This window comes from Pseudomonas karstica, from assembly GCF_009707515.1.
Classification (GTDB): domain Bacteria; phylum Pseudomonadota; class Gammaproteobacteria; order Pseudomonadales; family Pseudomonadaceae; genus Aquipseudomonas; species Aquipseudomonas karstica.
Genome location: NZ_WLYI01000001.1, coordinates 116657 through 130754, shown reverse-complemented (window position 1 = coordinate 130754; position 14098 = coordinate 116657). Strand labels below are relative to the sequence as shown.

General features: G+C 59.9%; 12 protein-coding genes. 8 read left to right on the top strand and 4 right to left on the bottom strand.

All coding sequences use genetic code 11. From position 1 onward, the window contains the following. Positions 1-47 precede the first annotated feature (47 nt). Positions 48-1499 carry an alanine/glycine:cation symporter family protein gene (locus GIR22_RS00565; protein ID WP_154741407.1) on the bottom strand — a complete coding sequence of 484 codons (1452 nt, stop codon included), beginning with the start codon at positions 1497-1499 and terminating at the stop codon, positions 48-50. A 419-nt stretch (positions 1500-1918) separates the two neighbouring features. After that, a complete protein-coding gene (gene aspA, locus GIR22_RS00560) occupies positions 1919-3343 on the bottom strand; it encodes an aspartate ammonia-lyase (RefSeq protein WP_154741406.1) in 1425 nt (474 codons plus the stop codon). Between the two features lie 182 nt (positions 3344-3525). On the opposite strand from aspA, the gene GIR22_RS00555 reads away from it, so the two are divergent. From GIR22_RS00555 to GIR22_RS00535, 5 genes are all read left to right on the top strand, one after another. Beyond that, a complete protein-coding gene (locus GIR22_RS00555; protein WP_154741405.1) occupies positions 3526-4434 on the top strand; it encodes a LysR substrate-binding domain-containing protein in 909 nt (302 codons plus the stop codon). Between the two features lie 220 nt (positions 4435-4654). Then, on the top strand, positions 4655-5146 hold the full coding sequence (purE, locus tag GIR22_RS00550) for a 5-(carboxyamino)imidazole ribonucleotide mutase (protein ID WP_154741404.1): 492 nt from the start codon (positions 4655-4657) through the stop codon (positions 5144-5146). 12 nt (positions 5147-5158) lie between these two features. Continuing rightward, a complete protein-coding gene (locus GIR22_RS00545; RefSeq protein WP_154741403.1) occupies positions 5159-6244 on the top strand; it encodes a 5-(carboxyamino)imidazole ribonucleotide synthase in 1086 nt (361 codons plus the stop codon). A 99-nt stretch (positions 6245-6343) separates the two neighbouring features. After that, positions 6344-6589 carry a GlsB/YeaQ/YmgE family stress response membrane protein gene (locus GIR22_RS00540; RefSeq protein ID WP_154741402.1) on the top strand — a complete coding sequence of 82 codons (246 nt, stop codon included), beginning with the start codon at positions 6344-6346 and terminating at the stop codon, positions 6587-6589. A 77-nt stretch (positions 6590-6666) separates the two neighbouring features. Further along, entirely contained in the window at positions 6667-7203 is a 537-nt protein-coding gene (locus GIR22_RS00535; protein WP_154741401.1) for a DUF3299 domain-containing protein, read from the top strand. A 96-nt stretch (positions 7204-7299) separates the two neighbouring features. Here GIR22_RS00535 and GIR22_RS00530 read toward each other — a convergent pair whose 3' ends face one another. Both GIR22_RS00530 and GIR22_RS00525 read right to left on the bottom strand, forming a co-directional pair. Beyond that, a complete protein-coding gene (locus tag GIR22_RS00530) occupies positions 7300-8199 on the bottom strand; it encodes a D-hexose-6-phosphate mutarotase (RefSeq protein WP_154741400.1) in 900 nt (299 codons plus the stop codon). Positions 8200-8255: 56 nt separating this feature from the next. Beyond that, positions 8256-8660, bottom strand: coding sequence for an acyl-CoA thioesterase (locus tag GIR22_RS00525; RefSeq protein WP_003176975.1), 405 nt, complete (start codon positions 8658-8660; stop codon positions 8256-8258). A 463-nt stretch (positions 8661-9123) separates the two neighbouring features. On the opposite strand from GIR22_RS00525, the gene GIR22_RS00520 reads away from it, so the two are divergent. The 3 genes from GIR22_RS00520 to GIR22_RS00510 all read left to right on the top strand — a co-directional run bounded on the left by GIR22_RS00520 (position 9124) and on the right by GIR22_RS00510 (position 14088). Continuing rightward, positions 9124-10413, top strand: coding sequence for an MFS transporter (locus GIR22_RS00520; RefSeq protein ID WP_154741399.1), 1290 nt, complete (start codon positions 9124-9126; stop codon positions 10411-10413). Between the two features lie 245 nt (positions 10414-10658). After that, a complete protein-coding gene (locus GIR22_RS00515; RefSeq protein ID WP_154741398.1) occupies positions 10659-11645 on the top strand; it encodes a phosphate ABC transporter substrate-binding protein PstS in 987 nt (328 codons plus the stop codon). Positions 11646-11802: 157 nt separating this feature from the next. Continuing rightward, positions 11803-14088 carry an ABC transporter permease subunit gene (locus GIR22_RS00510; protein WP_154741397.1) on the top strand — a complete coding sequence of 762 codons (2286 nt, stop codon included), beginning with the start codon at positions 11803-11805 and terminating at the stop codon, positions 14086-14088. Positions 14089-14098 lie beyond the last annotated feature (10 nt).

Below are 14098 nucleotides of genomic sequence, written 5' to 3'. Positions count from 1 at the left end.
CGCGTGGCCCAGAGCATGCCCAAGGCCACACGGTGTGTCATCTGCTCTTAGCGTTGCGCTGGAGCGATCGATTCAGCAGTAGCCTGCACAGCGGTTGCCGATTTTACCGGGGTGGCTGGCCAGGCCTTGCGGTCCAGGTCCAGGTCCGGGAACTGGCTGGAATCGAACACCGGTGTCTTGATACCGGCAGCACGCTGGTTATCGTAGTCGTTGAGGATGCGCATGGCGATCTTGAACAGGAACGCCAGGGCGAACAGGTTGACGAACGCGAGCATGGTCATGGTGATGTCAGCGAAGGCGAACACGGTGCCCAGGTTCTCGATGGAACCCCAGAAGATCAGCACCAGCACCAGTGCACGGTAACCCATCAACACCTTGCGATTGTTGCCCACCAAAAAGCGCAGGTTGCTCTCGCCGAGGTAGTAGTTGTACATGATCGAGGTGAACACGAACAACGCCAGGGCTACCGAGATGAACATCCGGCCCCAGTCACCGACCACGGCCGCCAGGGAGTTCTGGGTCAGGGCAATGCCGTCGCCTTCGAAGCCCGGGGTGTAGAAGCCCGATAGCAGGATCAGCAGCGCGGTGCAGGTGCAGATGATGAAGGTGTCAAGGAACACGCTGAATGCCTGGACCACACCCTGGGCAATCGGGTGTTCAACCGAGGCCACAGCCGCCACGTTTGGCGCGCTGCCCAAGCCGGCTTCGTTGGCAAACACGCCGCGTTTCACGCCCATGATGATCGCGCTGCCTACCAGGCCACCGAAGGCTTGATCGAGGCCGAAAGCGCTCTTGACGATGGTCGCGAGCATGGCCGGTACGTGGTCGAATTGCAGCACGATCACGTAGAGGGTCACCGCGATATAGACCAGGGTCTTGACCGGCACCAGCAGGTCGGCAATCGAAGCGATGCGCTTGATCCCGCCGATAAACACCAGGCCCAGCAGCACCGCCAGCGCCAGGCCGGTGTAAGTGGTGTCGAGGCCAAAGGCGTCGTTGAGCGAGTGCGTCACGGCATGGGCTTGCAGGCCGTTGAAGGCAAAACCGAACGTCACCAGCAACAGGAACGCCATGACCATCCCCAGCCAGCGCTTGTGCAGGCCGTGCTGGATGTAATAGGCCGGGCCACCACGGTAGGTGCCTTCCGCGTCTGTGCGCTTGTAGAGTTGGCCGAGGGAGCACTCGATAAAGCTTGAGGACATGCCCACCAGGGCAGTGACCCACATCCAGAACACGGCGCCTGGTCCACCCAGCGTTACGGCAATGCCGACGCCCGCGATGTTACCGGCACCGACGCGCCCGGCCAGGCTGAGCATCAGCGCCTGAAATGAACTGAGTTGGCCGGCGCTGCTTTTCAGGCTGTCGCGGAATACCGCGAACATGTGAAAGAAGTGACGAAACTGAACGAAACGCGAGCGGATCGTGAAGTAACCACCGAGCCCGACAATGAGCACGATCAGTACTTTCCCTGAGAGGAAGTCGTTGATGACTTCTAGCATGGAGTGTTCCTCGCTGATTTTTCTAATGGCAGAAGCAGGACGGACCGAAACATCGAGTTACACCCTGCGCTGCAGGCAGCACTGTAGGTGGGGCGAGTGTTCGTCCCGGTTCCAATTCGCGGGTTGTTATTAGTTCGGAGTTCGCATGAGTGGGGCCTCGTTACCGACGACCGTGCATGCGAAGAGGGGCGGCACTATACCTATGAGAGCGTGATCCGTCTGCACGGGCTGATTAAAGGTTTGTAGGCGCGAAGGTCGTTAACGATGATGAGTTCCTCCTGGATGCGCGCGGTGCCTTGTAGTTTTTCGCGAGCAAGCTCGCTCCTACAAGCAAAAAAAGGGCCTGAAGGACGAGCCTTCAGGCCCTCAAAAGGTGAGAGGTGTCTAGTCCCTCAACCTGGTGAGCGATGCAACAACGCTTAGGCCTTCAACGGCACCAGGCGCGGGGCAATCATGTTTTCCGGGCGCAGGATGTCGTCGAGCATAGCGTCGTCGAGCAAGCCTTCTTCGCGCACCAGTTCCAGCACACCACGGCCGCTTTCAAGGGCGACACGGGCGATGCGGGTGGCGTTTTCATAGCCGATGTACGGGTTCAGCGCGGTGACCAGGCCGATGGAGTGCTCCACCAGTTCGCGGCAGCGCGCTTCGTTGGCGGTGATGCCGACGATGCAGTGCTCACGCAGCATGTCCATGGCGCGTTGCAGCAGGCGGATCGAGTCGAAGATCTTGAACGCGATCAGCGGCTCCATCACGTTCAGTTGCAATTGGCCGCCTTCGGCCGCGATGGTCAGCGCCAGGTCGTTGCCGATGATCTGGAACGCGACTTGGTTCACGGCTTCCGGAATAACCGGGTTGACCTTGCCTGGCATGATCGAGCTGCCTGGCTGGCGCGCCGGCAGGTTTATCTCGTTGATGCCGGTGCGTGGGCCGCTGGACAGCAGGCGCAGGTCATTGCAGATCTTCGACAGCTTCACCGCGGTACGTTTGAGCATGCCGGAGAACAACACGAAGGCACCCATGTCGGAGGTGGCTTCGATCAAGTCGGCAGCCGGTACCAGCGGCTGGCCACTGATGATGGCCAGGCGCGAAACGGCCAGGGCCTGGTAGCGCGGGTCGGCGTTGATGCCGGTACCGATGGCGGTGCCACCCAGGTTGACTTCGGTCAGCAGCTCTGGCGCCAGGGTTTTCAGGCGCGCCAGGTCTTCACCCAGGGTGGTGGCGAAGGCACGGAATTCCTGGCCGAGGGTCATCGGCACGGCGTCTTGCAGCTGGGTACGGCCCATTTTCAGGACGTGGTTGAATTCTTCACCCTTGGCGGCGAACGACTGGATCAGGCTGTCGAGGCTGGCCAGCAACGCGTCATGCCCCAGCAGCAGGCCCAGGCGGATCGCGGTCGGGTAGGCGTCGTTGGTCGACTGCGCCATGTTCACGTCGTTGTTGGGGTGCAGGTACTGGTATTCGCCCTTGTTGTGGCCCATGGCCTCCAGCGCAATGTTGGCGATGACTTCGTTGGCATTCATGTTGGTTGAAGTGCCAGCGCCGCCTTGAATCATGTCTACCACGAACTCTTCGTGGAAATCGCCGCGGATCAGGCGGGCACAGGCTTCGCTGATGGCAGCATGCTTGGCTTCGCTGAGTTGGCCCAACTCGTGGTTGGCATCAGCGGCGGCCTGCTTGACCATGGCCAGCCCGACCACCAGTTTCGGGTAATGCGAAATCGGAACGCCCGAGAGGCGGAAGTTGTTCACCGCTCGCAGGGTCTGGATGCCGTAATACGCTTGAGCGGGTACTTCGAGTACGCCAAGCAAGTCTTTTTCTGTGCGGAATGATGCGGCGGAGGACATGACGGAAATCATCTCGATATAAACCCGGAACTGGCCGGAACGCTGGGAATGCTAGGCTTGTGGAAGTTTTTGGGCCAATGCTGTTAAACACTAGCCTATGCAGAAACGGCATAATGTCGGTGTGACCCGGCTATCATGGCGGGCGTGTGTGCCAAAATGGTGCGTACCCCAGGGAGGATGTGATGAACCTTGAAAGCAAATGGCTGGAAGACTTTAGTGCCCTGGCCGCCACCCGCAGTTTCTCCCAGGCGGCAGAGCGGCGCTTCGTCACCCAGCCGGCGTTCAGTCGACGCATTCGCAGCCTGGAATCGGCGTTGGGGCTGACCTTGGTCAACCGCTCGCGAACGCCTGTCGAATTGACGGCGGCGGGGCAGCTATTTCTGGTAACGGCGCGCACTGTGGTTGAACAACTCGGTGAAGTGTTGCGTCATTTGCATCACCTGGAAGGTGGGCAGGGCGAAGTCATGCAAGTGGCGGCTGCACACTCTCTGGCGTTGGGTTTTTTCCCGCGTTGGATTGCCCAGTTGCGCAACGAGGGCCTGAACATCGCCACGCGCCTGGTCGCCACCAACGTCGGCGACGCCGTGCACGCCCTGCGCGAAGGCGGTTGCGATCTGATGTTAGCGTTCTACGACCCGGACGCAGCGATGCAGATGGACGCCGAAATCTTCCCGTCGCTGCACCTGGGCAACACTGAAATGCTTCCGGTGTGCGCCGCCGATGCGGACGGCAAGCCGATGTTCGACCTGGAAGGTGAGGGCAGTGTGCCGTTGCTGGCCTACAGCGCCGGGGCTTTTTTGGGGCGCTCGGTGCATTTGCTGCTGCGCCAGCGGGCGCTGCGTTTTACCACCGTGTACGAAACCGCCATGGCCGACAGTCTCAAGAGCATGGCCCTGGAAGGTTTGGGCATTGCCTGGGTGCCGCAGTTGAGCGTGCGCGCTGAACTGGCCCGGGGCGAGCTGGTGGTGTGCGGCGGGCCGCAATGGCATGTGCCGCTGGAGATTCGCCTGTATCGCTGTGCGTTGGTACGCAAGGCGAATGTGCGGTTGTTGTGGCGCAAGCTGGAAGGGGGCGCAGCACAAGGCACTTGAGGACGCAACCCTCGCTCCTACAGGGTCAATAAAACCGCCGGCTTACCCCGCAAGACAGATGGTCATTCAAGGGGCTGTTTATCTGCCACATTACGGTATACTGCGCGGCCTTCGGCCGGTCCAACCGGCCTTAATTCGTACATCAAGCCACGCCGGATTTCCCGCGTGGCTTGTTGTTTTTTGACGCGCCTGCGGGCGCCCAGAGAGAAGAGGCACGACGATGAGTGCATTGGTTGGCGTGATCATGGGCTCCAAGTCCGATTGGTCCACCCTTAGCCACACCGCCGATATGCTGGAAAAACTCGGCATTCCCTACGAAGTGAAGGTGGTCTCCGCCCACCGCACGCCGGATTTGCTGTTCCAGTATGCCGATGAAGCAGAAGCCCGAGGCATCGAGGTAATCATCGCTGGTGCCGGTGGCGCCGCCCACCTGCCCGGCATGTGTGCGGCCAAGACCCACCTGCCGGTACTCGGTGTTCCGGTGCAGTCGTCGATGCTCTCGGGCGTGGATTCGCTGTTGTCCATCGTGCAGATGCCTGCCGGTATTCCGGTGGCTACCCTGGCGATCGGCAAGGCTGGCGCAATCAATGCTGCGTTGTTGTCTGCCAGTATCCTGGGCGCCAAGCATCCGCAGTTCCACGTGGCGCTGAAAAAATTCCGCGACGAGCAGACTGACAGTGTCCTGGACAATCCAGACCCACGCATTGCCTGAGGTTGTTGATTGATGAAAATCGGTGTAATCGGTGGCGGCCAACTGGGCCGTATGCTCGCCTTGGCGGGCACCCCGCTGGGGATGAACTTCGCTTTCCTGGACCCTGCGCCAGACGCTTGTGCCGCTGCGCTGGGTGAACACCTGCGGGCTGATTACAGCGACCCGGATCACCTGCGTCAATTGGCCGATGAAGTTGACCTGGTGACCTTCGAGTTCGAAAGCGTCCCGGCTGAAACCGTGGCCTTCCTGTCGCAATTCGTACCGGTGTACCCGAGCGCCGAAGCTTTGCGCATCGCGCGCGACCGCTGGTTCGAGAAAAGCATGTTCAAGGACCTGGGCATCCCAACGCCCGCGTTCGCCGACATCCAGTCCCAGGCGGACCTGGACGCGGCCGTCGCCAGTATCGGCCTGCCGGCCGTATTGAAAACCCGCACCCTGGGTTATGACGGCAAGGGCCAGAAAGTTCTGCGTACTGCCGCCGACGTGGTGGGCACCTTTGCCGAGCTGGGCAGTGTCGCCTGCCTGCTGGAAGGCTTCGTGCCATTCACTGGCGAAGTCTCGCTGATCGCCGTGCGTGCCCGTGATGGCGAAACTCGCTTCTATCCGTTGGTGCACAACACCCACGACAGCGGCATCCTCAAGTTGTCCGTGGCCAGCACCGATCACCCGCTGCAGGCCCTGGCCGAAGACTATTCCAGCCGGGTGTTGAAGCAACTGGATTACGTTGGCGTGATGGCGTTCGAGTTCTTTGAAGTCGACGGCGGCCTCAAGGCCAATGAAATCGCTCCTCGCGTGCACAACTCCGGGCACTGGACCACCGAAGGCGCCGAATGCAGCCAGTTCGAAAACCACCTGCGGGCGGTCGCAGGCTTGCCGTTGGGGTCGACGGCCAAGGTCGGCGAGAGCGCCATGCTCAATTTCATTGGTGTCGTCCCGCCGGTAGAAAAAGTCATCGCCATCGATGACTGTCATCTGCACCACTATGCCAAGGCGTTCAAGGCCGGACGCAAGGTTGGCCATGCCAACCTGCGTTGCAAGGATCGCGCGACGCTCGAAGCGCAGATCCTCAAGGTTGAAGCGTTGATTGCTGCGCAATAACCCACGGATTGGCGGGAACCATTGGCGACCGCCATCCTCTGATGGCAGGATGCCAAAGTCTGACTAGGCTCTAGTTAAATTCATTCAGAGGGAAATGCCATGGGTATCATTGGGACCATCTTTATCGGTTTGATCGTCGGCCTGTTGGCGCGCTTCCTGAAGCCTGGCGACGACAACATGGGCTGGATCATGACCATCCTGCTGGGTATCGCCGGCTCCTTGGCGGCGACCTATGGTGGTCAGGCACTGGGCATTTACCAGGCGGGCCAGGGCGCAGGCTTCATTGGCGCGCTGGTCGGTGCCATCGTGTTGCTGGTGATCTACGGTTTGCTGAAAAAGAAGTAATTCAGCTCTGGGCCCTCTGCGCTGCGCAGGCGCAGAGGGCTACAATGCCGGCACTGTTTTTCTTGCCGAGCCACTCCATGCGCCGTTTCCTGCTGATTCTTCTTTTGCTGGGCACAAGCCTGGCCCGCGCCGGCGAACTGCCGGAAACCGACTGGCTTGAATTGATGCCCAAGTCGGATCAGCAAGCCCTTGAACAAATGCCGGAAATCGACCACAACTCCCCGGAAGCCAATGGCACCTTTACCGACAAAGGTGGCTTGAAGCAGAGCAAGGGCCTGCCGGCGGTGATGTATTCGACCAAGACTGTAGCTGGCATGAGCGGCAAGCATATTCGCCTCGGTGGCTACCCTGTGCCGCTGGAAACCGACGCCAGGGGCCGCAGCACTCTGTTCTTCCTGGTGCCTTACCCAGGCGCCTGCATCCACGTGCCGCCACCGCCGCCTAACCAATTGGTGCTGGTGCGCTATCCCAAGGGTTTGAAGCTGGATGACATCTACACGCCGCTGTGGGTTACCGGCACGCTCAAGGTAGAGACGGTCAATAACGACCTGGCCGATGCGGCGTATGCGCTGGACGCAGGAAAGGTGCGAGTGGTGAAGGAGTCGGACCTGTAGCGGCTGTCGAGGCACGAGGCTGCGATGGATCTGGTGTGGCATTCCGACGAAGCGGCCCCCATCCAGCTTCATTCTTCGGCAGCGGCTATAGCTGGCCTACAAGGCTATACCGCTGATGCTCACGCCCAGGGTGTGGCTTTCACCCGGTGCCAGCGTTACCACATCGTCCAGCACATTCGCCGTCTCGATGCACAGCATGCCTTGCCAGCCGTTGTCGGCCATGTCGTCGAAGGCCTTGGCGCGTTCGGTCCATGGGTTCCAGATAACGGTCGACTTCGAGCCTTGGCTGGTGAGCTGGATACGGCGCTGCCAGTCCTTATCGACAATGTTCAACTGCGCCGGGGTGTCGAGGTAGATGCGGTCGGTTTCGTCGGTAAAGTGCAGAGGGCCGAACTGTTTGGCGGTCTTCCAGTCGTCTGCGGTATCGATGTATTCCAGCCCGTCCAGCCCTTCAACCTGCACATTGCGCACATCGCTGACTGCGAAGTAACTGTGCAGCGCCTGGCTGAGGGTTACGGTATCGGTTCCATGGTTGTGGCTGGTCAGCTGGATATGCAGTTGATCGTCCAGCAGTAGGCTCATCTTAAGGTCGACCTGATGAGGCCAGCCGGGAAAACCACCTGCAGGCACCGGCAGCTCCAGGTTCACCCGCAGAGCCTTGCCTTCGCTTTCGATACCCGCCAACGCCCAGTCTGCCGTGCGTACGAAACCATGGGCCCCGGCTGGTTCGTCACTCTGACGCATGGCTTTCACGCTTTGCGGGTTACGCTCGAAAACCCCGAACCACGGCCAGCATACTGGCACGCCCGTACGGATGCCTTTGCCTGTCTTGAACACCGCCTCATCGTTAGGCCAGATCAGAGGTTTCTCGCCCTGGCGCTGGTAGCTGACGATGTGCGCGCCTTGCTGGGCGACCAACAGTTCGGCGTTTTCGTGGCGGATGCGCCAGCAGGTCAGCTCATCCAGTTTCACGATTTCAACGTCGGGCGTGGGCATAGGTGCTCTCTCAATGGCAGGCAATGGGGCAATGGACTGTCAAGCCACCGCGAGGCTTAACGCGCTCGCGAGGGAACCGACCGGGTGCGGCCGCTGCCATCGATGGCGACGAACACAAACACCGCTTCGGTGACCTTGCGCCATTCGCTGGACAGCGGGTCATCGCTCCACACCTCGACCATCATCTGGATCGAACTGCGGCCGATTTCCAGGGCCTGGGTGTAGAAGGACAGCTGGGCGCCCACGGCCACCGGAACCAGGAACGCCATGCGATCAATGGCGACGGTCGCCACGCGGCCACCGGCCACTTTGCTGGCCATTGCGGTGCCCGCCAGGTCCATCTGAGCCACAAGCCAGCCGCCGAAGATATCGCCGAAGCCGTTGGTTTCACGCGGAAGCGCAGTGATTTGCAGGGCGAGATCGCCTTGCGGGATAGGGTCTTCTTGTTCGAGTTCGATCATGCCGGGGGTGCCTCTGACCCGTGACGCTCTATGGGTGTTTCAGGTGAATAGCCGACTGTTGGAAAAACGTTTCAGCACAGACATACTCCGCTCTACACGTTTCTCGTAAGACGTACCAGGGAAACTCTGCCAAACCGGCTGGGAACAGCCAACGGCGTTTTGGCACAGTAACCCCTCAAGGATGCGGGTTTGGCGCTTGTACGAGCCGAGTATATCGAGCCGTTGTCGCCGCGACGACCTCTGGACGCTCATTTGGTCGGTAAATAATGGCTGTATCGGCGCTTTTTCAAGCAACTGTTCCCCTGCCACCATTCGCGGGCCAGCCTGCGAGAGTATTTTCACCGTTTGGCGATTAACAGCTTGGCGCTGTGCTTTTCCAAGCGATTTGTTATCTTTCCGAACCCGCCCTGGCTAAGCCAGTGCCCGAATTTGCCGTCTGACTACTAATAAGAGAAGCCTTACCATGTCCTCCGTGCCCGCAAGCAGTGCGCCGACGTCGCGCCCGCTGACCCGCAACGACTACAAAACCTTGTCGCTGTCTGCCTTGGGCGGGGCGCTGGAGTTCTACGACTTCATCATTTTCGTGTTTTTCGCCACCGTGGTCGGAAAACTCTTTTTCCCCGCCGACATGCCTGAATGGCTGCGTCTGATGCAGACCTTCGGCATCTTCGCCGCCGGCTATCTGGCACGGCCCCTGGGTGGCATTGTCATGGCGCACTTCGGCGATCTGCTGGGTCGCAAAAAGATGTTCACCCTGAGCATCTTCATGATGGCCGTGCCGACCCTGATCATGGGCCTGCTGCCGACTTACGCGCAGATCGGCCTGTGGGCCCCGATCCTGTTGCTGCTGATGCGGGTGATCCAGGGCGCAGCGATTGGCGGTGAGGTACCGGGAGCTTGGGTCTTTGTTTCCGAACACGTTCCCTCCAGGCACATCGGCTATGCCTGCGGCACCCTGACCAGCGGCCTGACCGCCGGGATTCTGCTGGGCTCGCTGGTGGCTACCGCCATCAACAGCCTCTACACCCCGGAGCAGGTGTCGGATTACGCCTGGCGGATCCCGTTCTTGCTGGGCGGCGTATTCGGCCTGTTTTCGGTGTACCTGCGACGCTGGTTGCATGAAACGCCGATCTTCGCCGAAATGCAGCAACGCAAGACGCTGGCGGCGGAGTTGCCATTGCGCGCCGTACTGCGCGACCACCGTGGCGCCATCGTGCTGTCGATGCTGCTGACCTGGCTGCTTTCGGCCGGTATCGTCGTGGTGATCCTGATGACCCCGACCGTGTTGCAGACCGTCTACCACTTCAGCCCTACCGTCGCGTTGCAAGCCAACAGCCTGGCCATCGTCACCCTTAGCCTGGGTTGCATTGCCTCCGGCGCCCTGGCTGACCGCTTCGGTGCAGGGCGTGTGTTGGTGACCGGTTGCCTGCTGTTGCTCGCGACTTCATGGACGCTCTACCACAGCCTCGCCAGCCATCCTGACTGGCTGTTCCCGCTGTACACCCTGACTGGACTGTTCGTCGGCGTGGTGGGCGTGGTGCCCTACGTGATGGTGAAAGCTTTCCCTCCCGTGGTGCGCTTCAGCGGCCTGTCGTTCTCCTACAACGTTGCCTACGCCGTGTTCGGTGGCCTGACGCCGTTGGTGGTGTCGCTGCTGATGAAGGAAAGCCCCATGGGGCCGGCTTACTACGTTGCCGTCATTTGTGTGATGGGGATGTTGGTGGGTGGGTATCTGTGGAAACGCGGACGCTAAGTTTCAATCAGGCTCTGAGGAGCATTCCCACTCTCTACGTGGGAATGCCGATCACATTACAGAGTGTTTCAAAAATCCCGCCAACCCCGCTCCAGCCCCCGCACTTCCAAGCCTTGCGCCCTCTTGCAGCCTTTTCTACCAATACTGGCCTTTCATCTAATTGTCATATTTCAGACATAGAGTGTTCACACGGCCTACCGATACTTGGCCCCGATCCAACTATCCCTATCTGCTAGGAGTAAGGCATGAAACTGAAGCGTTTGATGGCGGCAATGACTTTTGTCGCTGCTGGCGTTGCGACCGCTAACGCGGTGGCCGCTGGTGTTGACCCGGCAATCCCGGCTTACGTGAAGACCTCTGGAGTGTCGGGCAACTTGTCCAGCGTTGGTTCCGATACCCTGGCGAACTTGATGACCTTGTGGGCCGAGGGTTACAAAAAGGAATACCCGAACGTCAATATCCAGATTCAGGCTGCCGGCTCCTCCACTGCGCCACCCGCACTCACCGAAGGCACCGCCAACCTGGGCCCGATGAGCCGCAAGATGAAGGACAACGAGCTGCAGGCCTTCGAGCAGAAGTACGGCTACAAGCCAACCGCTATCCCGGTCGCCGTGGATGCCCTGGCTGTGTTCGTGCACAAGGACAACCCGATCCAGCACCTGACCATGGAACAAGTTGACGCGATCTTCTCTTCGACGCGTCTGTGCGGCGCCAAAGCTGACGCCAAGACTTGGGGCGACCTGGGTGTGACCGGTGACTTGGCTAACAAGCCGCTTCAACTGTTTGGTCGTAACTCGGTATCCGGCACTTACGGCTACTTCAAGGAAGAAGCCCTGTGCAAAGGTGATTACAAGCCAAACGTCAACGAGCAACCAGGCTCGGCTTCGGTCGTGCAGTCCATCAGCTCTTCGCTGAACGGCATCGGTTACTCGGGCATCGGCTACAAGACTGCCAGCGTGAAGACTGTGGCCCTGGCCAAGAAAGGCAGTACTGACTTCATCGAAGACACCGAAGAAAACACCCTTAACGGCAAATACCCGCTGTCGCGTTTCCTCTACGTCTACATCAACAAAGCCCCGAACAAGCCTCTGGCCCCGCTGGAAGCCGAGTTCGTGAAACTGGTTCTGTCCAAGCAGGGCCAGGAAGTTGTCGTGAAAGACGGTTACATCCCGCTGCCAGCCAAAGTTGCCGCCAAGGCACTGGCTGACTTGGGTTTGAAAGAAGGTAACTAAGTGCGGGCCGGGTAACACCGGCCTTTCTGTAGGAGCGAGCAAGCTCGCTCCTACAGAACCCCTAATTTTAGGTCCGCTGCCAGCTCTGCTATGCGGCGGATTTCTTGCGTCACTGCATTGTCATCTTTCTGTCATAAAGGATCGCTAGGGTGTGCGCATGAATGATCTGGCCAATTCCACCATGACGACGACTTCTCCTCCCAAGCGCATTGACTTCAATACGCCTGAGCTGCAACGCAAGCGCCGCATTCGTGCGCTCAAGGATCGCCTGACCCGTTGGTATGTCCTGGTCGGCGGTCTCGCCGTTCTCGGCGCTATCACGCTGATTTTCTTCTTCCTCGGCTACGTGGTTGCGCCGCTGTTCCAGGGCGCCAACCTGACCAAGGAAGAGGCCTTGGCTCCTGTCTGGATGCAGGATGCCGGAAAGCCATTGCTGATCTCCCTGGAAGAACAGAACCAGATTGCCATGCGGGTCTCCGACAAGGGTCAGGTGTTGTTCTTTAATGTCGACACCGGCGCTGAACTCAAGCGTGTTGACCTGCCCCTTCCGGCCGGTGCCAGCGTCGTTTCCATTGGTGAAGACCAGCCAGGCAGCCCGATGGTGATTCTCGGCCTGTCCAATGGCCAGTCCCTGGTGTTCCGCCACACCTACAAAGTGTCCTATCCGGACGGCAAGAAGACTATCTCGCCGGCGATCGAATACCCTTACGGCGAGACACCCATGGTGCTCGACGACGCCGGGAGGCCGTTGGAGCATGTTGCCCTCAACGTGACCGACACATCGCTGATCGTTGCCGGTTCTGCGGGTTCGCACTTGAACGTGCTGTCCGTGAGTCGCGAAGAAAACATGATGACCGGTGAAGTCACCAGCGAGCAGAAGCGCATCGAACTGCCGCAAATGACCGAGCCGGTCAAAGCGATCTTCGTCGACCCGCGCCAGCAATGGCTGTACGTGATCAACGGTCGTGCCCTGGCCGACGTGTTCAACCTGCGCGATAACAGCCTCAACGGTCGTTACAAACTGCTGGAAGACGCAGGTGCAGAAGTGACTGCCAGTACCCAGTTGGTGGGCGGTATCTCGCTGATCATCGGCAACTCCAATGGTGGCCTGGCCCAGTGGTTCATGGCCCGCGACCCGGATGGCGAGCAACGCCTCAAGCCGATCCGCACCTTCCAGATGGGAACCGCCCCCGTCATCGAAATCACCGCCGAAGAACGTCGCAAGGGCTTTGTTGCCCTCGATGCTTCTGGCAAGTTTGGCGTGTTCCATAGCACCGCCCACCGCACCTTGCTGGTGGACCCGGTTGTAGAAGGCCAAGGCATCTTCGGCATGTCGCCACGAGCCAACCGCGTGATCGTCGAAGCTGGCGGCAAGCTGCAACCGCTGCTGCTGGACAACCCGCACCCGGAAGTGTCCTGGAGCGTGTTGTGGAGCAAGGTCTGGTACGAAAACTACGACGAGCCTAAATACGTCTGGCAATCGACCGCCGCCAACACCGATTTCGAACCCAAGATGAGCCTGGCACCCCTGACCTTCGGTACGCTCAAGGCTGCGTTTTACGCCATGCTACTGGCCGCGCCACTGGCCGTTGCCGCAGCAATTTACACCGCCTACTTCATGGCTCCGAGCCTGCGCCGCAAGGTCAAGCCGGTGATCGAACTGATGGAAGCGATGCCCACGGTGATTCTTGGCTTCTTCGCCGGCCTGTTCCTGGCGCCGTATGTCGAAGGGCACCTGCCGGGAATTTTCAGCCTGCTGATGCTGATGCCGATTGGCATCCTGGTGGCGGGTTTTACCTTCAGCCGCCTGCCTGAATCGATCCGCCTGCGAGTCCCGGATGGCTGGGAAAGCGCGATGTTGATCCCCGTGATCCTGTTTATTGGCTGGCTCTCGCTGTACATGAGTCCGTACATGGAAACCTGGTTCTTCGGCGGCGACATGCGCATGTGGATCTCCCACGACCTGGGCATTACCTACGACCAGCGCAACGCATTGGTAGTGGGCCTGGCCATGGGCTTCGCGGTGATCCCGAACATCTACTCGATTGCCGAAGATGCCGTGTTCAGCGTGCCTCGAGGCTTGACCCTGGGCTCCCTGGCCTTGGGCGCCACACCGTGGCAGACCATGACTCGCGTGGTGATCCTCACTGCCAGCCCGGGGATTTTCTCGGCGCTGATGATCGGCATGGGCCGTGCGGTCGGTGAAACCATGATCGTGTTGATGGCCACCGGTAACACCCCGATCATGGAAATGAACCTATTCGAAGGCTTGCGCACCCTGGCCGCCAACGTCGCGGTGGAAATGCCCGAGTCGGAAGTCGGCGGCAGCCACTATCGCGTGCTGTTCCTCTCGGCGCTGGTGCTGCTGCTGTTCACCTTCATCATGAACACCCTCGCGGAGCTGATTCGTCAGCGTCTGCGCAAGAAATACTCGTCGCTTTAAGAAAGGTAGA